This is a genomic window from Amycolatopsis sp. lyj-90, assembly GCF_046549035.1.
In the GTDB taxonomy this organism is placed as follows: domain Bacteria; phylum Actinomycetota; class Actinomycetes; order Mycobacteriales; family Pseudonocardiaceae; genus Amycolatopsis.
Genome location: NZ_JAJPWP010000005.1, coordinates 422,544 through 442,225 on the forward strand (window position 1 = coordinate 422,544; position 19,682 = coordinate 442,225).

Annotated in this window: 19 protein-coding genes; 10 read left to right on the forward strand and 9 right to left on the reverse strand. The window is 68.1% G+C overall.

Features of this window, described 5'->3' with window-relative positions:
* Positions 1-346: 346 nt before the first annotated feature.
* From ACLJPX_RS21320 to ACLJPX_RS21330, 3 genes are all read left to right on the forward strand, one after another.
* Complete coding sequence (locus ACLJPX_RS21320) at positions 347-997, forward strand: hypothetical protein (protein ID WP_101611640.1); 651 nt, start codon at positions 347-349, stop codon at positions 995-997.
* A gap of 74 nt (positions 998-1,071) precedes the next feature.
* Positions 1,072-1,722: an NAD(P)H-binding protein gene (locus ACLJPX_RS21325; protein WP_410601625.1), complete on the forward strand. Its 651-nt coding sequence runs from the start codon at positions 1,072-1,074 to the stop codon at positions 1,720-1,722.
* A 50-nt stretch (positions 1,723-1,772) separates the two neighbouring features.
* Complete coding sequence (locus tag ACLJPX_RS21330; RefSeq protein WP_101611642.1) at positions 1,773-2,720, forward strand: ribose-phosphate diphosphokinase; 948 nt, start codon at positions 1,773-1,775, stop codon at positions 2,718-2,720.
* Here ACLJPX_RS21330 and ACLJPX_RS21335 read toward each other — a convergent pair.
* Complete coding sequence (locus ACLJPX_RS21335) at positions 2,717-4,021, reverse strand: D-arabinono-1,4-lactone oxidase (protein ID WP_410601626.1); 1,305 nt, start codon at positions 4,019-4,021, stop codon at positions 2,717-2,719. The genes ACLJPX_RS21330 and ACLJPX_RS21335 overlap by 4 nt on opposite strands.
* 87 nt (positions 4,022-4,108) lie before the next feature.
* Here ACLJPX_RS21335 and ACLJPX_RS21340 point away from each other — a divergent pair, with 87 nt between their 5' ends.
* Positions 4,109-5,293 (forward strand): amino acid deaminase/aldolase, encoded by a 1,185-nt coding sequence (locus ACLJPX_RS21340; protein WP_410601627.1) that lies wholly within the window; start codon positions 4,109-4,111, stop codon positions 5,291-5,293.
* Positions 5,294-5,761: 468 nt separating this feature from the next.
* Here the strand turns inward: ACLJPX_RS21340 and ACLJPX_RS21345 are convergent, their stop codons facing one another.
* Positions 5,762-6,406 (reverse strand): TetR family transcriptional regulator, encoded by a 645-nt coding sequence (locus ACLJPX_RS21345; RefSeq protein ID WP_101611645.1) that lies wholly within the window; start codon positions 6,404-6,406, stop codon positions 5,762-5,764.
* A gap of 125 nt (positions 6,407-6,531) precedes the next feature.
* On the opposite strand from ACLJPX_RS21345, the gene ACLJPX_RS21350 reads away from it, so the two are divergent.
* A complete protein-coding gene (locus tag ACLJPX_RS21350) occupies positions 6,532-7,854 on the forward strand; it encodes a GH1 family beta-glucosidase (protein WP_410601628.1) in 1,323 nt (440 codons plus the stop codon).
* Positions 7,847-9,103: an MFS transporter gene (locus ACLJPX_RS21355; protein ID WP_410601629.1), complete on the forward strand. Its 1,257-nt coding sequence runs from the start codon at positions 7,847-7,849 to the stop codon at positions 9,101-9,103. Before ACLJPX_RS21350 ends, ACLJPX_RS21355 begins: the two co-directional genes overlap by 8 nt.
* Positions 9,104-9,417: 314 nt before the next feature.
* Here ACLJPX_RS21355 and ACLJPX_RS21360 read toward each other — a convergent pair whose 3' ends face one another.
* Positions 9,418-9,843, reverse strand: coding sequence for a hypothetical protein (locus tag ACLJPX_RS21360; RefSeq protein WP_101611648.1), 426 nt, complete (start codon positions 9,841-9,843; stop codon positions 9,418-9,420).
* Positions 9,844-9,856: 13 nt separating this feature from the next.
* Positions 9,857-10,231, reverse strand: coding sequence for a hypothetical protein (locus ACLJPX_RS21365; RefSeq protein ID WP_101611649.1), 375 nt, complete (start codon positions 10,229-10,231; stop codon positions 9,857-9,859).
* Between the two features lie 320 nt (positions 10,232-10,551).
* Here ACLJPX_RS21365 and ACLJPX_RS21370 point away from each other — a divergent pair, with 320 nt between their 5' ends.
* Together ACLJPX_RS21370 and ACLJPX_RS21375 are read left to right on the forward strand one after the other, a co-directional pair.
* The gene (locus tag ACLJPX_RS21370) at positions 10,552-11,955 is read left to right on the forward strand and encodes a tetratricopeptide repeat protein (RefSeq protein ID WP_410601630.1); all 1,404 of its coding nucleotides are present in this window, start codon (positions 10,552-10,554) and stop codon (positions 11,953-11,955) included.
* Between the two features lie 10 nt (positions 11,956-11,965).
* On the forward strand, positions 11,966-12,853 hold the full coding sequence (locus ACLJPX_RS21375; RefSeq protein WP_101611651.1) for an aminoglycoside phosphotransferase family protein: 888 nt from the start codon (positions 11,966-11,968) through the stop codon (positions 12,851-12,853).
* Positions 12,854-13,066: 213 nt separating this feature from the next.
* Here the strand turns inward: ACLJPX_RS21375 and ACLJPX_RS21380 are convergent, their stop codons facing one another.
* Positions 13,067-15,076, reverse strand: coding sequence for a tetratricopeptide repeat protein (locus ACLJPX_RS21380; RefSeq protein WP_410601631.1), 2,010 nt, complete (start codon positions 15,074-15,076; stop codon positions 13,067-13,069).
* A 231-nt stretch (positions 15,077-15,307) separates the two neighbouring features.
* Between ACLJPX_RS21380 and ACLJPX_RS21385 the strand changes: the two genes are divergently transcribed.
* Complete coding sequence (locus tag ACLJPX_RS21385) at positions 15,308-16,024, forward strand: class I SAM-dependent methyltransferase (protein ID WP_410601632.1); 717 nt, start codon at positions 15,308-15,310, stop codon at positions 16,022-16,024.
* 103 nt (positions 16,025-16,127) lie between these two features.
* Positions 16,128-16,694 (forward strand): dihydrofolate reductase family protein, encoded by a 567-nt coding sequence (locus ACLJPX_RS21390; RefSeq protein WP_410601633.1) that lies wholly within the window; start codon positions 16,128-16,130, stop codon positions 16,692-16,694.
* Here ACLJPX_RS21390 and ACLJPX_RS21395 read toward each other — a convergent pair.
* The 4 genes from ACLJPX_RS21395 to ACLJPX_RS21410 form a co-directional block, all read right to left on the reverse strand.
* Positions 16,691-17,722, reverse strand: a complete 1,032-nt coding sequence (locus ACLJPX_RS21395; protein ID WP_410601635.1) for a copper resistance D family protein — start codon at positions 17,720-17,722, stop codon at positions 16,691-16,693. The two genes, ACLJPX_RS21390 and ACLJPX_RS21395, sit on opposite strands and share 4 nt — an antisense overlap.
* Positions 17,719-18,282 carry a copper resistance protein CopC gene (locus tag ACLJPX_RS21400; RefSeq protein ID WP_410601636.1) on the reverse strand — a complete coding sequence of 188 codons (564 nt, stop codon included), beginning with the start codon at positions 18,280-18,282 and terminating at the stop codon, positions 17,719-17,721. Before ACLJPX_RS21400 ends, ACLJPX_RS21395 begins: the two co-directional genes overlap by 4 nt.
* Positions 18,283-19,059: a YcnI family protein gene (locus ACLJPX_RS21405; protein ID WP_101611657.1), complete on the reverse strand. Its 777-nt coding sequence runs from the start codon at positions 19,057-19,059 to the stop codon at positions 18,283-18,285.
* 70 nt (positions 19,060-19,129) lie between these two features.
* Positions 19,130-19,621 carry a hypothetical protein gene (locus tag ACLJPX_RS21410; RefSeq protein ID WP_101613643.1) on the reverse strand — a complete coding sequence of 164 codons (492 nt, stop codon included), beginning with the start codon at positions 19,619-19,621 and terminating at the stop codon, positions 19,130-19,132.
* Between the last annotated feature and the right edge of the window lie 61 nt (positions 19,622-19,682).

Genomic DNA, 19,682 nt, shown 5'->3' on the forward strand with positions numbered 1-19,682 from the left:
CCTGCGAGGGTCCACAGTGGAATGACCATTCACTAGGCTGAATGGACCAGCACTTTGCTTCCGTTGCCTCGCCAGTGTTCGGTGGTGGGCACTCCATACCCGTGACCGTTCGGAGACGCCGGGTAACACCACTTACCTCGTTCTCACTCGGTTGGCGGCACGGTCGGACTGAAGTCCGACGACCGCCTACCGACCGGTCACCGATGACAAGGCGCCGTCGATCGCAGCCACTCGCCTTGTCCGGCGCCCCCGCGTCCCCGCCCTGTTAGACAGGTCATGTGCCGCTTCCACCGAGGTGGCACGGGATGAAGAGCCTTAGGGAAACCAGGTTCGAAGGAGGCGGAACGTGGCGGCTACACCGAATATGGAGAGCTCGACGGTCGCCGGTGGCGCGAAGCGCAGCCGGTCACTGCCGAGCCGGGTGGTGCCGCCGATCGAACTGCCCGCGAGCGTCGAGGAGCTTTCACGCAAGGCCGCCGCCCTGCTCGGCTGGAACGGCATCGTGTTGCCGGAGACCACCGTGCTCGGCCGCAAGATCTGCGTGGTCGCCCGGCTCCGTACCGACGTGCACGCGGAGCGCATCGCGATGGGCATGGGTCCCGTCGTCGATCGCGCCACCGTCGACACCTGGACTTGGCCAGAGCTGGCCGCGACCGCACCCGCGCCGGCCGCCGAGATCATCGGCGTCCTCGCGGTCGCCCGGCACTGGCGCACCGCGATGGCCTCCGCGGTCCCGTTCGCGAGGTACGGCGAGGCCGCGATGGTGCTCCCATCGCCAGCCGTACTGACGGAAGACTATGTCGGCAACTGCCTGCCGCGTGCCCGCGCCTACGGGCTGGCCATCGTCGCCGCCGACCCCAACGCGGTGACCGACCTCGACCTCGAGGGTCACAACGAGCGCATGATCCTGGAAGAGGACCCGGTCTCGCGCCTGGTCAACGAGATCGTCTACGACCAGCTGCTGCGCGGCACCGAGGCTCCTGCCGAAGTCGAGTAGACGCATTACTCCATCCATGCCCCCGCCACCACCCTCAACGGAGAAGCTTCGCTCCGCTGTGGTGTCCTAAGAACATGCGAGTAGTCATTGCGGGTGGACACGGACAGATCGCGCTGAAGCTGGAGAAACTCCTCGCCGAGCGTGGTGATCAGGCGGTCGGCATCGTGCGCAATCCCGATCACGTCGCCGACCTCGAGGCGATCGGTGCCGAAGCCGTCGTCCTCGACCTGGAAAAGTCCGATGTGGACGCCGTGGCCAAGGTGCTCGCCGGTGCCGACGCGGCGATCTTCGCCGCGGGCGCCGGGCCGGGCAGCGGTACGGATCGCAAGGACACTGTGGACAGGGCCGCCGCGGCACTCTTCGCAGCGGCCTCCGAACGGGCGGGCGTGCGGCGGCACATCCAGGTCGGCTCCATGGGGGCGGACAAATGGGAGACCGCCGACGTCCCGGACGATTTCCGGATCTACCTCAAGGCCAAGAAAGCGGCCGAGGACGACCTCCGCGCCCGCGATCTCGAGTGGACGATCCTGCGGCCGGGGCAGCTCACCGACGACGACGGCACCGGCGAGATCCGCATCGCCGAAGCGACCGGCCGCGGGCCGATCCCGCGCCAGGACGTCGCCGCGACCCTCGTCGCGCTGCTCGACAATCCGTCGACGGCAGGCCGCGTCCTTGAAGCGATCTCGGGTGATACTCCTATCTCTCAGGCTGTTTCCGGTCTGTGAAGCTCTAGTGTGTGGACGTAATCCGTCAGTTAAGTGAACGGAGTAAGTCCTTGCGCGAGGACATCGCGGTTTTCAGCGGTAGCGCACATCCCGAGCTCGCCGAAGAGATCTGCACGCATCTCGGTGTTCCGCTGCATCCCGTGCAGGTGCAGCGGTTCGCCAACGACTGTCTCGAAGTCCAGCTCCAGGCGAACTGCCGCGAGCGCGACGTCTTCCTGATCCAGCCGCTGGTGCGGCCGGTGCAGGAACACCTCGTCGAACTGCTGCTGATGCTGGACGCCGCGCGGGGCGCGTCGGCGAAGCGGATCACCGTCGTCATGCCGCACTATTCGTACGCCCGATCGGACAAAAAGGACGCGCCGCGGATCTCGATCGGCGGCCGTCTCGTCGCGGACCTCATGGCGACCGCCGGCGCCGATCGCGTCCTCGCGATGACGCTGCACTCACCGCAGGTGCACGGCTTCTTCAGTGTTCCGGTCGACCATCTGCACGCCTTGCAGGAACTGGCCAAGCACTTCCGGCAGTACGACCTCTCCGCGACCACCGTGGTCTCGCCGGATCTCGGCAACGCCAAGGAGGCCGCGCATTTCGCCCGGCTGCTCGGGGTTCAGGTCGCCGCGGGCGCGAAGCAGCGCTTCGCCGACGACAGGGTCGAGATCAGCTCGGTGATCGGTGAGGTTACCGGCCGCGACGTGATCGTCCTCGACGACGAGATCGCCAAGGGCAGCACGGTGATCGAACTGCTCAACAAGCTGAGGGAACTGAAGCCGCGCTCGATCCGCGTCGCGTGCACGCACGGCCTGTTCTCCAGCGGCGCGCTCGAGCGGATCGGCAGCCAGCCGGACGTGCTGGAGGTCGTCTGCACCAACACCGTGCCGATCCCGCCGGAGGAACAGAGCCCGAAACTCCGGGTCCTGTCGATCGCGCCCGCGCTGGCGGAGGCGATGCGGCGGATCCACAACGGCGAATCCGTCAGCGCCCTCTTCGAAACGAACTAAACGGTTCCCAGGACCCGGTCGAGGTACGTGTTCGTGAAGACCCCGGCCGGGTCCACCTCCTTGCGGATCCGCGTGAAGTCGTCGAACCGCGGATAGCGCGAGCGGAGGGTGGCGGCGTCGAGGTCGTGCATCTTGCCCCAGTGCGGGCGGCCGCCGACCTCGCCGACGATCGACGCGAATCCGGCGAAGTACTCGCGGTAGGGCATGCCGACGAACTGGTGGATCGCGAGGTAGGCGGAGTCGCGGCCGTTCGCGGTCGAAAGCCAGATGTCGTCCGCGGCGGCGACGCGCACCTCGACCGGGAACGCGACCGGGTTCTCGAGCTTCGGGACGAACGCGCGGAGTTCGGAGAAGACGTCGAGCAGCGATTCGCGGGGGATCGCGAACTCCGACTCGACGAACCGCACACCGCGATGGGTCACGAAGACGCGATGCGACGTGTCGCTGTACTCGCGGGCCGAGAGGATGTTCGAGGCGAACTTGCCGAGTGGCTGCACGAGTTTCGGCACCGCGCGGCCGAGGCGGCACAGCCCGCCGAACGCGACGTTCTCCGTGATCTCGTAGTCGACGAATTCCTTCACCCTGCTCAGCGGCTTGCGCTCGCTACCCACCGGGAGCCGGTTGTTGCGTTTGACCAGGGCGTTCTTGCCGTAGGGGAACCAGTAGAACTCGAAGTGATCGTTCTCGTCGGCGAACTGGTCGAAGCCTTCGAGGACCTGTTCGAGCGGTTCCGGCCGCTCCTGGGCGGAGAGCAGGAACGACGGTTCACACCGCAGAGTGACCGTGCTGATGACGCCGAGCGCGCCGAGACCCACTCTCGCGGCGGCGAAGAGGTCGGGGCGCTCGTCCGCCGAACAGGTGACCACGGTGCCGTCGGCGAGCACGAGTTCGAGCGCGGCGATCTGGGTGGCGATGCCGCCGAGCCGGGCGCCGGTGCCGTGGGTGCCGGTGGAGATCGCGCCCGCGACGGTCTGCGCGTCGATGTCGCCGAGGTTGGTCATCGCCAGCCCGAGCGCGTCGAGTTCGGCGTTGAGCTGCTTGAGCGTGGTGCCCGAGCGGACCGTGACCAGGCCTTTCTCGACGTCGGCCGACGCGATGCCCGCCCAGTCGGCGAGGTCCATGGCGTCCGAATCCGCCACGGCGATCGCGGTGAACGAGTGACCGCTGCCCAGCGGGCGCAGGCGCCGTCCGTCCGCGACGGACCGGCCGATCGCCTCGGCGATGTCCTCCGTGCCGCGCGGTCGGTGCACGCGCAGCGGCGACGCCGTCGCGGTACCGGCCCAGTTGCTCCACCGTGTCATGCGCCCACCTAACAGTCGCTTGTGAGTGCCGAAACAGTAAGTGAATAGTATTCGCGTTTCAAGCCCTTCTGTCGTACCTTAGTTCGGGTGACCAGTGCGACGGTGTACGACTTGGCGACGAAGGACCTGGATCCTCCGTTCGCGGTTGTCGACTTGGATGCGTTCGACGCGAACGGCGCCGACCTGCTGCGGCGGGCGGCGGGCAAGCCGATCCGCGTGGTCAGCAAGTCCGTCCGGTGCCGGTACCTGCTGATGCGGGTACTCGCACGGCCCGGCTTCGAAGGCCTCATGTGCTACTCGCTCGCCGAAGCCGTCTGGCATGTCGAGCAGGGGACGACCGACGACATCGTGGTCGCGTACCCGACCGCCGACCACGGCGCGCTGCGACGGCTGGCGGCGAACGACCGGGCGCGGGCGGCGATCTCGATCATGGTCGATTCGCCGGAACACCTCGACCTGGTCGATGCCGCGCTGGGACAGGACCATCCCGAAATCCGCGTCTGTCTCGAACTCGACGCTTCGTGGCGGCCGCTGCCAGGGGTGCACGTCGGCACCAGGCGCTCGCCGGTGTTCAGCCCGCGACAGGCCGCCGATCTGGCGCGAACCATCTTGTCCCGCAAGGGTTTCCGGCTCGTCGGGATGATGGCGTACGAAGGCCAGATCGCCGGGCTCGGCGACGCGGCGGGCAGCGGCGTCAAGAACTCGCTCATCGGCTGGATGCAGCGGAAGTCCATTGTGGAAATCGCGAAGCGCCGCGCGGCCGCCGTTCGCGCTGTCCGGGCCTTGGCGGATCTGGAGTTCGTCAACGGCGGCGGCAGCGGCAGCGTCGAATCGACCGGCGCCGAAGCGGCCGTCACCGAAATCGCCGCGGGCTCCGGCCTGATCGGCCCCACGCTTTTCGACGGCTACGCGCACTTCTCGCCGCGTCCGGCCGCGATGTTCGCGCTCCCCGTCGTCCGTCGCCCGGCGCCCAAGGTCGCGACGCTCTACTCCGGCGGCTACATCGCTTCCGGCCCGACGGAGTCTTCGCGGCAGCCGACGCCTTACCTGCCCGAAGGCCTCTCACTGCTCGGATTCGAAGGCGCGGGCGAAGTCCAGACTCCCGTCTCCGGCGAAGCCGCCCGCCACCTGCGGCTCGGCGACCGTGTCTGGCTGCGCCACGCGAAAGCCGGCGAACTCGCCGAACGCTTCACGCACTACCACGTGATCATCGGCGACCGCGTCGACCGGACCGTCCCCACCTACCGAGGCGAGTCCCAAAACTTCGGCTGATCCGCGCGACCCCACCCCCCACCCGTCCCAGGGGGGCGCGCCCCGCACCAGCGTATCGGGAGGGGGTGTCGGGGAACGGTGTACGGAGGAGTGAGGGGCGAGGTTGTCCACAACTGTGGGTGGGTGTGGACAACTTATGTGGACAACTGGATAAGGCCAGCTCAAGGTAGGTCGAGTCGTGGCTGATGGGGGCTGTGTGACTCATGGGGTTTGGGAATCGGGCATCGGTGGACACGAATGGAGCAAGGGGGATCCACCGGTGACGGCAAGGCCACCTTCGGGACGTTCAACGTCCTGAAGGTGGCCTTCGCGACGTCCGAGCAGCGGAGCCTGAGTCCATAGTGGACGGAAGCGGGCTGAAGGGGCCCTTCACCGCATCCGATGCGAGGAAAGCGCCCTTCGCCGCATCGCACGCGGGCAAAGCGTCCTTCAGCCCCGGACCCGCCCCGGACCGCAGCCCGGACCCCGTCAGGCTTCGCCGAACTTACTCGCCAAGTACCCCTTCACCACCGACTTCGCCTCCGCCACGATCCGCTCGTCCCCGCGCGGGTCGCGGCGGAACGCCAGCTTCAGCAGCGCGTCGGCGGTTTCGTTCGCGATCGTCAGCGCGAACCGGATGTCGTCCAGCGGCGACGAGATCCGCGCCGAGAGGATGTCGGTGAGCGCGTCGACGATGACTGCGTTGTTGTCGCGAGTCTCGTCGAGGAGCTGCCGGTCCACGACGTCACCGAAGTGGACCTTCGAGAAACCGGGGACCTCGCGGTGCATGTCGAGGTAGATGTCGAGGATCGAGTCCACGACATCCCACCAGTGTTCGGGCGCGAGTTCGTTCAAGGTTTCGGACACCGAGGCGACGAACCGTTCGAGGTTGCGTTGCGTCAGCGCTTGCACCACGGCCCGCTTGTCGGGGAAGAACTGGTACAGCGACCCGACGGCCACCCCCGCGCGTTTCGCGATCAACGTGGTCGTCAGTGCGTCGTAACCGAGCTCATCGATCAGCTGGGCGCTGGCGTCGAGCATCTGCTCCACCCGCTTGGCGCTGCGTTGCTGGACGGGCTGCCGCCGGAGCGGAGTCGTCTCCGCCGGCGATTTCGCGGCCTGGATGTCGGACACTCGGGCTCCTCCTTCGCTGATCTGCGACTTTATCGTGCCGACAGGGTTCCCCACGGTCGAGTGAAGGCATAGTATCTGAGAACTTTTCATGTTCGGCCGTGTCTCCGGAGAAAGGTGCGTAGCCGGTGGAGAATCCGACCTTCCCGTCCGAATTCCTGTGGGGTGTCTCGACCTCCGCCTTCCAGATCGAGGGGGCGACCGGCGAGGGCGGCCGAGGACAGTCCATTTGGGACACGTTCACTGAAACGGAGGGGAAGATCGCGCGGGGGGAGGACGCCAAGGTAGCCGCCGATCACTTCCACCGCTACTCCGAAGACATCGCGATGATGGCCGGACTCGGCGTCGGCGCGTACCGGATGTCCTTCGCCTGGCCGAGAATCCAGCCCGACGGCGACGGAAAGCCCAACGCGGACGGCCTCGCCTTCTACGATGGGCTCATCGACGAGGTCTGCGCCGCCGGAATCGACCCGGTGGGGACGCTCTTTCACTGGGATCTCCCGCAGGCGCTCGAAGACAAGGGTGGCTGGCTCTCCCGTGATACCGCCGAACGCTTCGCGGAGTACGCCGCCATCCTGGGCGAGCGGTTCTCCGATCGGGTGAAAATGTGGATCCCGCTCAACGAGCCCATGGTCATGTCGATCTTCGGCTACGCGATCGGCGAATACGCCCCCGGCAAGACACTGCTGCTCGATGCCCTGCCCACCGCGCACTACCAGAATCTGGCGCACGGTCTCGCCGTCCAAGCGCTGCGCGCGGCCGGAGCCCGCAGCGTCGGCACGGCCAACAACCATTCGCCGATCTGGCCCGCCTCCGATTCGTCGGAGGACAAGGCCGCGGGCGAATGGATCGACGCCCTCATCAACCGGACGTACGCCGATCCGGTGCTGCTGGGCCGTTATCCCGAACAAGTCGTCGAACATCTCCCGAAGGGCTTCGCCGACGATCTCCCCACCATCGCGCAGCCGCTCGACTTCTACGGGGTGAATTACTACGAGCCGCAGGGCGTCGCCGCGCCCGGTGAAGGCAATCCGCTGCCCTTCGAGCTTCGCGCGATCGAGGGATATCCCATGACCACCAACGACTCCCCGATCGTCCCGCACGGCCTGCGCGATCTGCTCGTCACCTTCCAGGAGCGCTATCGCGAGGGCCTCCCGCCCGTCTACATCACCGAAAACGGCTGCAGCTTCGACGACGTCGTCGCCGAAGACGGACACGTCCACGACCAGGAGCGCATCGACTTCCTGCACAGCCACCTGTTCGCGGTGCGCGAGGCGATGGACGCCGGCGTCGACGTCCGCGGGTACTTCGTCTGGTCGCTGATGGACAACTTCGAATGGTCGAAGGGCTACCAGCCGCGGTTCGGCCTGGTGCACATCGACTACGAGACACAGAAGCGGACTCCGAAGGATTCCTTCGGCTGGTACCGGAAACTGATCAGCCATGAGTGAGGTCAGAGCCCTGCCCGAGGCGCTCGCCGAGCCGGTCGCCAGGGTCCGCGCGGGCTGGATGAGCCTGCTGTTCTTCGCGAACATCGCGCTCTGGCTCGGGGTCTACGCGCCCATCCAGGTCCTGCTGCCGAAACAGGCCGAAATCCTGGACGCGGCCAACAAAGAGGCCGTGTTCAGCCTGGTCACCGGCGTCGGCGCGATCGTCGCGCTGATCGCCAACCCGGCCGTCGGCCTGCTCTCGGACCGCACCTGTTCCGCGCGCGGCCGCCGTCATCCGTGGACGGCCGTCGGCGCCGTGGTCGCCGCGGCCGGACTGCTCGTCCTCGCGTTCGCGCCGAACGTCGCGGTCATGGTGCTCGGCTGGTGCCTGGTGCAGGCGGGCCTGAACGGAATGCTCGCGATGCTGGTCTCGGCGATCGCCGACCGGGTGCCCGTGCCCCAGCGCGCGCAGGTCGGCGGCCTGGTCGGCATCGCGCAGATGCTCGGGACCGTGCTCGGCGCGGTGGTGGTCGTGGTGATGCTCGACCTCGCCGGTCTCCCACTGGGATACGCGGTGTGCGCGGCCATCGTGCTGGCGGGCGCGGCCGCTTTCGTCCTGCGCACACCGGACGCGCGGCTGCCGGTCGAGTACCGGCCGTCGGCCAAGTCCCGTGACGTGCTGTCGAACCTGTGGATCTCCCCGCGCAAGCATCCGGACTTCGCGTGGGCGTGGGGCTGTCACTTCATGATCAACCTCGGCAACGCCTTCGGGACGCTGTATCTGCTGTTCTTCCTCAAGGACGCGGTGCACTACGAAGACCCGGACACCGGTCTGCTGATCATGATGGGGCTCTACGGCGCCGCGCTCGTCGTCGGCGCGCTCATCGCCGGGCACTTCTCCGACAAGTCCGGACGCCGCAAGCCTTACGTCCTCGCGGCGTCGGCGGTGATGGCGGTGGCCGCGCTCCTGCTGGTCGTCTGGCAGAACTGGACGGCCGCGCTCGCGGCGTCACCGTTGCTGGGCATTGGTTTCGGTGCGTACATGGCCGTCGCGCTGGCGATGCTCACGCAGGTGCTGCCCGCCGCGCAGGACCGGGCGAAGGACCTCGGGGTCATCAACATCGCGAACTCGCTGCCGCAGGTGGTGGCGCCGATGCTGACCGCGCCGATCTTGGCGTACCTGGGCGGGTATCCGAGCCTCTTCGCGGCTTCGGCGCTGTCCACCGTCATCGCCGCGGTGCTGGTCACGCGGGTGAAATCGGTCAGCTGAAGGACAATTGGAGACCGCGGACCGATGCCGGTCGGGGGAGGGGAGTGCAACGGCACCGGCCCGCGGAGTTCTGGGGATGGCAGCGTGTCCTTGGCGGGTATCGCGCTGCGTTTATGATCATCAACCTAGCGACCGATTACTGCCTTCGCTAGGTGTTCTGCCGATAATTTTCGATTAATCGCGGTGGGGACCGGAGTGATTACCGAGAGCGGCTCGTCGCGTTCGGGGGTACGGGCGAACCGCTCTCGGCGGAGGCGAGGTCATGGCGTGGTTGCCGAGGGGGCGCTCGGACCGCCGTTCACTCGCCTTGGCTTTCAAGCGTGTACGCCGCCGATGGCAGGCCTGCGCGGGTTGACCAGCGCGTGCCTGCCGGTGGTTTCGCCGGCGCCCACACCACGGGTCTGACCAGGAACGCGACGGCGGGCTTCCCGCCGGTGGTCCTGGGTGGCCGCGGTCTGCTGGGGGGCGAGGCCACCGGCGACCAGATGCTCGTGCGCGACCTGCCACACCGAGCAGGGGGCCTTGCACTTGTGCCAGCGGGTCGAGCAGGTGGGGCAGTCCCCACGCTCGTCGGGCTCGTGCGCCTGGAGCATCGCGCGCCAGCCTTCGGTCAACCGGGGGAGCTCCGAGCGGGCGACCGACACGAGCGACTGCGCGTCAGCCCGGTTCGCGAGATCGGAGAGCATGTCGAGGCGTTCCCAAACCGCGTTGCGGAGGACTTGCCCTAGGACCTGATCCACGGAGAACTCACCGTTACCTTTCCGCCATCTTGGCGGCTTCGTTGAGCGCGGCCCTGAGCTGTCCGAGCTGGCCGGACGTCATCCGCGCGGTCTCTCCTGGCGGCGAGACGAGAACCACCTGGTTGTCTTCGACGAACACGGTGACGGCGCGCTCGCGGCTGATGAGATCGCCGCACTGCACCCGCCAGACCAGCTGTCCGCCTTCGTAACGGCGCACACTCGCGGTACGAGGATCGACCGGGGCGGAAGGGGAGACCGGGCGGTTGGCACCGGGTGCGACGGCGACCGCCTGCTGACCGGCGGGGCCGGCCGCACGCAGGTGGCGCGTGGCCATACCGGGCCGTCCCGCGGTGATGGAGCCTGTTGCGATCGAGTCCACGAACTCCACTGGCTCTTCTCCGCTCTCTCGTTCCACGTCGTCTTCGTTTACCGCGTGTCCGCACCTGTAGGGGGTTCGGAGACTTTGGTAGCTCTCTGTGATCGCTGCCGGTTGCCGGTCGGTCACGGAGATCTGACAACTACAGTGATGTGAAACCGAGTGCGATAGAAGGTCGAACCGCCGTCATAGCGGTGACCGGACGAGGTTTCACGGTAAGCGGTCAAACGACTTCTGCCGGACCGATCACGACGGGCATTCCGGTGTTTCGCACGGTTGAATAGGTGTGCTTACGCTGTTTCTCGACCCCAACGGAACTGTGAGGGGGCGCAATGGACGCCAGTATCGGTGGCGGCGCTGTCGCCGGCTCGGACTCCAAGAGCCGCCAGAGTCACCCCGTGCCGCCGGATGCCTGGGAGCAGCCGGAGATGCGAGCCGCACTGGCCACACGGGAGATTTCGTCCGTGTACCGGCTGTTGCGCAAGCACGGTGTTTCGCAGCGTCAGATCGCCGCGATGACCGGCCAGTCGCAGTCCGAGGTGTCCGAGATCCTCAAAGGTCGCCAGGTGATGGCGTACGACGTGCTCACCCGCATCGCTGACGGCCTTGGTGTCCCCCGGGGATACATGGGTCTCGCCTATGACGAGGCGACAGCGATCAAGGTCGTCGGCGCTGCCGACGGCCAGCAGGCGGAGGAGGACGAGTCCGTGAAGCGACGGAGGTTCCTCGCGCACGCCGCCCAGGTCACGATGGGTGCGGCGGTGTTCGGTCCGGAATCGGGTACCTGGTCGTCCGGGCCGGCGAAAACGCCCGCCCCCGGGCGGATCGGCATGACCGACGTCCGTCAGGTGGAGGCGGCGACCAGAGCGCTCCGGTCCCTCGACTACCAGTACGGCGGCGGTTTCTGCCGCGACGCCGTGGTCGCGCAGCTGTCCTGGGGACAGCAGATGCTCGAGTCCAACGGCACCGAAATGGTCAAGAACCGCCTGTACGTCGCGCTGGCCGATCTGCACAGCCTGGCGGGCTGGACGTCCTTCGACACCGGCCTCATGGACTCCGCGCGCGGTCATTTCGCGAACGCGCTGGACCTGGCCAAACAGGGCGACAACCACCCGCTGGTGGCCAACGTGCTGTACCGGATGGGCCGCGTCTACCTGCACCAGGACGCTCCGAACGACGCGCTGAAACTGTTCCAGCTCGGCCAGATCGCCGCCCAGGAATCGGGCTCCGAGCTGGCGGTCGCCGTGCTCTGCGCCAACGAGGCGTGGGCCTACGCGATGATGGGCAACGAGGAGCAGGCCACGAAGCTGCTCGGCCGGAGCAAGGACGAGTTCGCCCGCGCCGACCTGGCCGAGGCCGAGTCCTGGGTCAAGTTCTTCACCGAGACCGACGTCTACGCCATGATCGGCACCGTGCACACCGTGCTCGCCGCGAAGAACGCCGAGCACACCAAGTACGCGATCCCGGCGCTGACCAAGGCCGTCGAGTCCTACGACGACGACATGGCCCGCAGCAAGACGTTCATGCTCAGCGCGCTGGCCACGAACCACCTGCTCGAAGGCGATCTCGATCATGGCGCCAAGGTGGGCTCGAAGGCCGTCGACACCGCCGAGGGCATCAAGTCGGAGCGGGTGAAGGACCGGATGCGGCCGCTGCAGGTCGAGGCGGAGCGCCGCCGGAACAACGCCGACGCCCGTGACCTCGCCGATCGCCTCAACTCCTTCTACGCCGCCTGAGCCGACAGGGTTGGACGGCCGGTTCACGCCCGGCAAGCTGCACGATGCCCTGGGGCGGACGTGTGAGCTGCTGGGCGTGGACCCCGACGGCGCCCGGCTGCTGAGATTCACCAACAACGCCGTCTACGAACTGGCGAGCGCGCCGTTCGTCGTGCGGATCGTCGGGTCCACCCTGCTGCGGCACCGCGTCGGCACGGTCGTGCGGGTCGCGCGGCACTTCGAGCGGCACGAGGTGCCCGCCATCCGCCTGATTCCCGGCCTCGACCAGCCGTTGCCGGTCGGCGACCATCTCGTGACGGTCTGGTGGAAAGTGCCGTCCACCGGCCGGAAGGCTAAGACCGCCGACCTCGCCGCGCTGCTGCGCCGGGTCCACGCGCTCGAGCCGCCGGACGGACTCGCGGAATGGGCGCCGTTCGCCGCGGTCCGCGCCCGGGTTTCGGACGCGGAGGAGCTGGCCGACGGTGACCGCCGGTTCCTGCTGGAGCGCTGTGCCGAGGTCGAGGCCGCCCTCGAAACGCTCGACTTCCCCCTGCCCAGGGGCCTCGTCCACGGGGACGCGCACACCGGGAATGTGATCACCGGGCCCGACGGCCCGGTGCTGTGCGATTTCGATTCGTCCTGCGTCGGGCCGCCGGAATGGGACCTGACGCCGCTGGCCGTCGGCCATGAACGGTTCGGTGATCCACCGGCCCGCTATCGCGTGTTCGCCGAGCGGTACGGATTCGACGTGACCACGTGGTCCGGGTTCTCGGTACTGCGAGCCATCCGTGAACTGAAGCTCACCACGAGTGTTCTCCCGATTCTCCGTAGTCACCCCAGCGTGCGTGATGAGCTGCGAAAACGGTTGGACGATCTCCGGAACGGGCGCACCGGTGCCCGCTGGAACCGGTATCGGTGACTCACCCGGGAAACCAATCTGCACGTGCATTCGCCGACAGCGAATGACCGTTCGTCGCTTGCCCGAATTCGCCGATCAAACGGTGACGAATTCGTTCGGGCTAATCACTTCTCCCGGCCCAATGCTCCCCCAAATGTGCAACTTGCAGCTACGTTCCGTTATTTAGCGCGCTGATTTCACTCCGTCGCTGAGCCCTGATCAGTGTTGTCGGGGTCACAGCTGTTCCAAACGCGTACGCAGAGCGTCGGCCTCCGGTCGGCCGAGGCCGACGAAAATCGGCAAGGCCCGGTCGTAGAAGCGCCGGGCTTCTTCCGGTTCGCCGTTCGCCTCGGCGATCTCGCCGAACGCGAAGAGCGCCCTGGCCACCTCGAACCTCGAACCGCTCGCCTCCATGGTGGCGTGGGCCTGCTCGAGTTCGGTCCGCGCGGCCGCGAGATCTCCGGTCGCCGTGAGGGCGCGGCCGAGTTCGATCCGGGCGCGGGCCACGTTGTAGTCGTCGCCGTCGAGGACGTCGCGAGCGCGGGTGAGGTCGGCGATCGCCGTCTCGGCCTGCCCGGCACGGACGCGGGTCGCGCCGAGGTTGACCAGCGCCAGCCCGACGTCGTGCGGACGGTTCTGGCGCTCGCTGAGCAGATGGTCCTCGGTGAACCACTCGATCGCCTCGTCGAGCCTGCCTTGCTGCAGGGCGACCAGGCCGAGCCCTTCGACCGACCGGATCTCGACGACGTGGTCGCCTGCCGTCCGCGCGGCGTCGCGGCCGGCCAGGTAGTGCCGGACGGCGTCGTCGTACCGGCCGGTGCCGCGGCAGGCGGCGCCGCTGCGGTTGCGCATCACCGCCTCCGCGGAGGCGTTCCCCCACGCCTGCGCGCACTGGACGGCGATCTCACTCACCCGCAGGAAGTCCGGATAGTGCTTGCGGAGCAGGAAAAGCGGCCACATCGCGGCGGCCAGCTGCCAGCCGAGCTCCGGCAGTTGCCAGTCGTGGGCCGTCTCGACCGCGGCGATGAGGTTCTCGCGCTCCAGCTCCAGCCAGTCGAGTGCCTCTTCGTGCGTGTCGAACGACGCCCGCGTCGATGGCCGGTACTCGTAGCGGTACGGGATCGCGTCCTGGTCCGGCGTGGTCAGGTCGGCGGTCGCGGAGGCCGTGGACAGGTACCACTCGAGCATGCGGCGCACCGCGATGTCGCGGTCGTACTCGTTGCCCGCCGTCTTTTCCTTGGCGTGCAGCCGCGCGAGGTCGTGGAAGGTGTACCGGTCGTCGCCGCGGTCGATCAGTAGCCCGACGTCGACGAGCTGGTCCAGCAGATCGTCGGCGACCTCTTCACGGACGGCGATCGACGCGGCCGCGACACCGACGCCGAAGTCGGGGCCGGGATGCAGCCCGAGCGCCGCGTACAGCGCCGCCGCGTCCGAGGGAAGTTCGTCGTAGGACAGGTTGAAGCTGGCTTCCACCGATTGCGCCTCTTTCGTCGAGAGCGTGGCCAGTCGACGATATTCCTTCCCCAGCTCGGTGGCGATCTTCTCCAACGACATTTTCGGGCGCCCCGCCAGCTTGGCGCTGACCGTGGTGAGGGCGATCGGCAGGCCGCCGCACAACTCGGCGATGGCCCGCGCCTGGTCGGCTTCGGCGCCGACCCGCTCGGCGCCGACCGCTCGTCCCAGCAGTTCGGCGCTGTGCGCGGAGCCGAAGGGAGCCAGCTCGATCAGCTTCGCGCGGTGTTCGGTCTGGAGCCTGCCGAGGCGGCGCCTCGAAGTCACGATCACGAGGCTTTCCGCGCACGCGGGCAGCAGGGGCAGCACCTGCTCGGTCGACGCCGCGTTGTCCAGCAGCAAGAGCAGTGGCCGCTCGGCGGTCGTCGTGCGGAAGAGCGCGGTGAGTTCCTCGACGTCCGCGGGCAGCCCCTCCGGCGGGACGCCCAGCGCCCGGAGGAACCGGCCGAGCGCTTCGTTCGCGGAAAGCGGGCCGTTGGTGCTGAACCCGCCGAGATCCGCCCAGAGGTGGCCGTCCGGGAACCGGTCACCGAGGTGCCGGCCCCACGCGGTGGCCAGCGCCGTCTTCCCGATCCCGCCCTGGCCGCTGATCAGGTGCACCGCCGGTCCGTCGGCGCCTTCCCGGGTCAGCAGGTCTTCGAGCAGCGTGAGCTCGGCCGTGCGATTGGTGAAGTGCGCGGGCACGGGCGGAAGCTGGCGCGGGCCCGAACTCACCTGTCTGGTGAGTTTCACCGCCGAACGCTGACGCGGCACCTGCGGTGTGTCGACTCCACTCTCACCCGGAATCGGGCTGCCCATCCACTATCCCCTCTTCGGGTTACCCCAGCGATCGCGTAGAGCATCGCGGTGAGGATCCGAAGAGGACAGTGAAACCGGCCAAATGCGGCCGTTTGGAGCAAGGTCGGTAACGACTGTCCCGACCGGTACGGTTCAAGGCTTCTACTGGGTGAAAGAGGGATCTTCATGGAGACCACAGGCAAGACGCGCTGGCAAGAAGGACTGTCGAACGAGCTGGAGCACTGGAGGATCTGGCTGTCCGGTGGTTCCGAGGCCTTCGCCGGCGGAGGGTTCAACGATTACGACTGGCGGACGAGACCGGACTCGGACCTGCGGAACCAACCGCATCTGACGCGGAACCTCGAGCCGTTCGCGCCGGAGGGAACGACCGTCCGCATCCTCGACGTCGGCGCGGGCCCGCTGACCTGCGTCGGCAAGGAATGGCCCGGTCGCACGGTGGAGATCACCCCGGTCGACCCGCTCGCCGACCAGTACAACACCCTTCTCGCCGAGCTGAACCTGACGCCGCTGGTGGCCACCGAGGACGCCGAGGTGGAGAAGCTCTCCGAGGTGTTCCCGGCGGACCACTTCGACCTGGCGTACTGCCAGAACGCGCTGGATCACGTGTACGACCCGGTGCTCGGCGCCCGCCAGATGCTCGAGGTCGTCAAGCCGGGCCACGCCGCCGTGCTGATGCTCAATGTGAACGAGGGCGAACGCGAGAACTACCACGGGCTGCACCAGTGGAACTTCTGCCGTGAAGGCGACGATCTCGTCGTCTGGAATCACGACGGTCGGGTGAGCGTCAACGAAGAGCTGTCCGGGGTCGCCGACATCCGCTTCGAACCCGAGTCCACCGAGACGTTGATGGTCGTTTCTCTGGTCAAGAAGACGGCGCAGTAGCGGCTTCGAAAAAAGTTTCGGCTGGGATGTCGAGACCGGCGTGACGGCTTCGTCCCTGGGGCAGACGCGGCCAGAGTGGCCGCGAGAACCGGGAGGACAAGCCATGCGCAAGCTCATCGTCCAGCAGTGGGTCACCGTCGACAACATCGTCGCCGAAGAGGACGGCGGGCTCAGCTTCGTCTCCGGGGAGCCGTTCTCCGAGAAGACTGAGCCCGCCTTCAAAGCGAGTGTGATGGGCTTCATCGACTCGGTCGACACGATGATCCTCGGCGCGAACACCTACGCCATGTCCAAGGACTACTGGCCCAACGCCGAAGAGCAGGGCGAGTACGGCGAGAAGGTCAACAACCTCACCAAGGTCGTCGCCTCGTCGAAGCTGGAGGACGCGCCCTGGGGCGACTTTTCCGCCGCGACCGTGACGCGCGACCCGGTGGCCACCGTCCGGGAACTCAAGGAGCAGAGCGGCAGGGACCTTTGGCTGTGGGGGAGCCTGACGCTCATGCGGTCGATGCTGGACGCCGGCCTCGTCGACGAGTTCCGGATGATGGTCAGCCCGGTGTCGCGCGGCAAGGGAACGCGGATCTTCGAGGATCGGCGGGACCTCAAGCCGGTCGAGGCCACCGCGTTCGAGAACGGCATCGTGCTGCTGCGGTACGCGGTCCGGAACTAGGTCGTCGGGACGACCGGCGCGCGCGTGAGGACGACGGCGAACCCGAACGCCAGCCCCATCACGGTCAGTTCGAGCGTCGCCCACGCGGCCAGCGCCGTGCGGTTGTGCCGGATGATCTGCGGCATCAGCTTCCAGCGCGTGTACGCGCCGAGGCCCGCGATCACTCCGGTGCACAACAGCTTCAGCAGCACCAGCTGTCCGTACGGCGTGGTGAACACGCCTTCCCAGAAGCCGAGCGACGGGTTGAGGCTGATCTCGATCAGCCCGTTGAACAGACCGGTCGCCGCGCCGAGGATCAGGCACAGCGTCGCCAGTTTGGAGAACCGCGGCAGCGCGTGCGCCAGCAGCGTCCGGTTCCCGATGAGCAGCACGGTCATCGCGCCGAGCCCGCCGGTCCAGGCGACGGCGCTCATCACGTGCAGTTCCATCGAGATCATCGTGTAGTCGTGGTAGTTCCAGTTCGACGCGTGCCCGGTGACCGGCAGCGGCAGCAGCGCGAACAGGCCCAGCCCGACGCGGACCTCGGCGGGCACCTTCTCGCCGTGTTTCAGCGCGAGGACGCCGAGTCCCGCGTGCAGCAGCGCCAGCACCGCGACGATCAGCAGCGCCTTGCCCGCGCCGACGTCGGCGATGTAGCTCCCGACGTCCGACATCGACAGCGTGCTGGAGCCCGGCCGGTACTCGGCGGTCTGCAGGATCAGCGCGACGAGCGCGGTGGTCGCCCAGACCAGCGCGGCCGCGACGCTCGCGGGCCGCGCGAGCCGCATGATCGGCTCGGACAGTTTCGGCCGGTCGTAGCCGACCAGTACCGAAAGCAGCGCGAGCCCGATCGTGGCGACCGCCGAGATGTCCAGCAGCACCCGCACGATCGGGATGGAGACCGAGACCACCTCGCTGACCTGCGCGACCCCGGGGACCGGGGCGGTGGCCGTCAGCGCGACACCGATCAGGGCGCCGACGATCCCCGCCGTCACCACGCAGAACAGGACGGCGACGCGGGCACGCGAGGTGGTCTCGGTCTGGGTCATGACCCGCTCTTCTCCTTGTCACCGGCGCCGGTGCGCAGTGCGACGGTCAGTCCGACGGCGAGCAGCACGACGGCGCCCGCGATCCAGACCCAGATGGGCACCCCGGACGAGCCTTCGCCGCCGGTCGCCGGGGTGGTCTCGGCCTGGCCCGCGTTGCTGCGCGCGGCGTCGGCGGTCGCCGGGGTCCCGGTGCCCGCGGCGGTGAGGGTGAACGGCACCTCGCCGGTCACGGAGTGCCCGTCCGCGGACAGGATCCGGTAGCCGATCTTGTACTCGCCAGCCGGGCCGAGCGGCCGCAGCGGCACGGTCACGGCGCTGTCGCGGACCTCGACCTGGCCTTCGGCCCACTGGCCGCCGCCGGGTCCGATGACCGCGATCTGGTTGACGTTCGCGTTCTGGACGTACTGGTCGAACGTGAGGGTGATCTTCGCGGGCCCGGTGGCGATCGAAGCGCCCTTCGCCGGGTCCGAGGAGATCAGGACGTTGTGCGCCAGCGCCGGGGTGGCGGTGGCGAGCCACGCCACCCCGGTGATCGCCAGCGCGACGATCGCTTTACGCATTTACTCGGTTCCCTCGGTGTTGCTCTTGGTGGAAGCGCCCGCGGTGGCGCGACGGGCGCGCAGGGTGGCACCGGCGCCGACGCCGAGGCCGAGCGCGCCGACGACCAGGCCCGCGCCGCCGAGCCAGCGAGCGGTGGTGTCGGAAGAGGAAGAGGCGTGGGACTCCTCGGAGGCCTTCGCGTCGGTGCCGTGGCCACCGCCGCCGTGACCGTCCGCGCTCTTCTCGGCGAGCTTCACGCTCGGCGCGGGGTGCTCCGGCTCCTCACCGGAGGCCGGGGTCGGCTGGTTCCACTCGACGACCTTGCCGTTCTCGTAGGTCTGGGTGGCCGGGAACTCCAGCGCGTCGACGTTGGTCGGGAACTGGCCCGCGCTGATCTGGAACTCCTGGAACTCGGCCGAGCCCGCGGCGATCTTGGTGCCGGGCTCCGCGGTCCAGGAGACCTTGGTGACGGCTTCGGTGATCTGGGTGCCGGACGCGGTGGTCACCGGGGCGGGCAGCTTCGACTTGACGACCTCGGCCTTCCAGCCGGGGATCGGCTTGGTACGCACGGAGCTGAGGGCGTACTCGGGCTTGAGGGCGACCTCGACCTTGACGGTGCCGGCGTCCTTCTCCTCGTTGGGGACACGGAAGAAGATCGACCCGTAGCCGCCCTTGGCGGGCTGGGGGCCGTAGACGTTGGCGGTGACGTGGGCCGAAGCGACCCCGGCCGAGAGCAGACCGGCGATGCCGACGGTGGCGGCCAGGAAACCGGCGCGCTTGTAGACGTTGTTGGACACGAAAACTCCTGAACGTGAATGAAGACGGCGGGTTCGGGGACCTCGCCGGATTACGGGGGACGAACTGGGTTCAGGAGAACAGCGGTGGGCCGCGCCTGCCGTGGACGCGGCGGAGGTCCACCCGCACGAGGTGGCCGGGGCCCGCCGGACGGGCGAGCACCGGGGACATCGCCGCGGCGGGCACCGGGAGCGCGTTGAGGATGAACGGGACCAGCGTGCGCAGGCAGGCGAGGACGCCGAGCAGCAGTCCGTCGGCCTTGGCCAGCAGCAGCGCGGTGACCAGCGTCGCGACCACGTGGGCCACGGTCATCGCGAGTCCGCCCGAGACGGGCGCCACTGTGTCGTGCCGCAGCTCGTGACTGCTCAGGGAGCTGAGCACGAGGTGCATCACGACCTGACCCGCGCCGAGGTCGACGATCGTGGCCATCGGTCCGCGTGCCTTCGCGGCGAGCGCGGCGGCGTTCCAGCCGATCAGCACGGTGAGCAACAAGGTCATCGCCGTATCGGGTACTTCGCCGTCCCCGATCACGTGAGCGGTCACGGCCAGCGCCGCCGAACTCACGCCGAGCAAGCCACCACGTACGGCGCGTAACGCGCTTCGGTGATGGCTTTCCTTGTTCACG

What these genes read in the sequence shown, in the direction of transcription:
- ACLJPX_RS21335 (WP_410601626.1), bottom strand. Translation starts at nt 4,021, where the DNA reads ATGACACGGTGGAGCAACTGGGCCGGTACCGCGACGGCGTCGCCGCTG.
- ACLJPX_RS21390 (WP_410601633.1), top strand. Translation starts at nt 16,128, where the DNA reads ATGCGCAAGCTCATCGTCCAGCAGTGGGTCACCGTCGACAACATCGTC.
- ACLJPX_RS21385 (WP_410601632.1), top strand. Translation starts at nt 15,308, where the DNA reads ATGGAGACCACAGGCAAGACGCGCTGGCAAGAAGGACTGTCGAACGAG.
- ACLJPX_RS21325 (WP_410601625.1), top strand. Translation starts at nt 1,072, where the DNA reads ATGCGAGTAGTCATTGCGGGTGGACACGGACAGATCGCGCTGAAGCTG.
- ACLJPX_RS21395 (WP_410601635.1), bottom strand. Translation starts at nt 17,722, where the DNA reads ATGACCCAGACCGAGACCACCTCGCGTGCCCGCGTCGCCGTCCTGTTC.
- ACLJPX_RS21355 (WP_410601629.1), top strand. Translation starts at nt 7,847, where the DNA reads ATGAGTGAGGTCAGAGCCCTGCCCGAGGCGCTCGCCGAGCCGGTCGCC.
- ACLJPX_RS21400 (WP_410601636.1), bottom strand. Translation starts at nt 18,282, where the DNA reads ATGCGTAAAGCGATCGTCGCGCTGGCGATCACCGGGGTGGCGTGGCTC.
- ACLJPX_RS21370 (WP_410601630.1), top strand. Translation starts at nt 10,552, where the DNA reads ATGGACGCCAGTATCGGTGGCGGCGCTGTCGCCGGCTCGGACTCCAAG.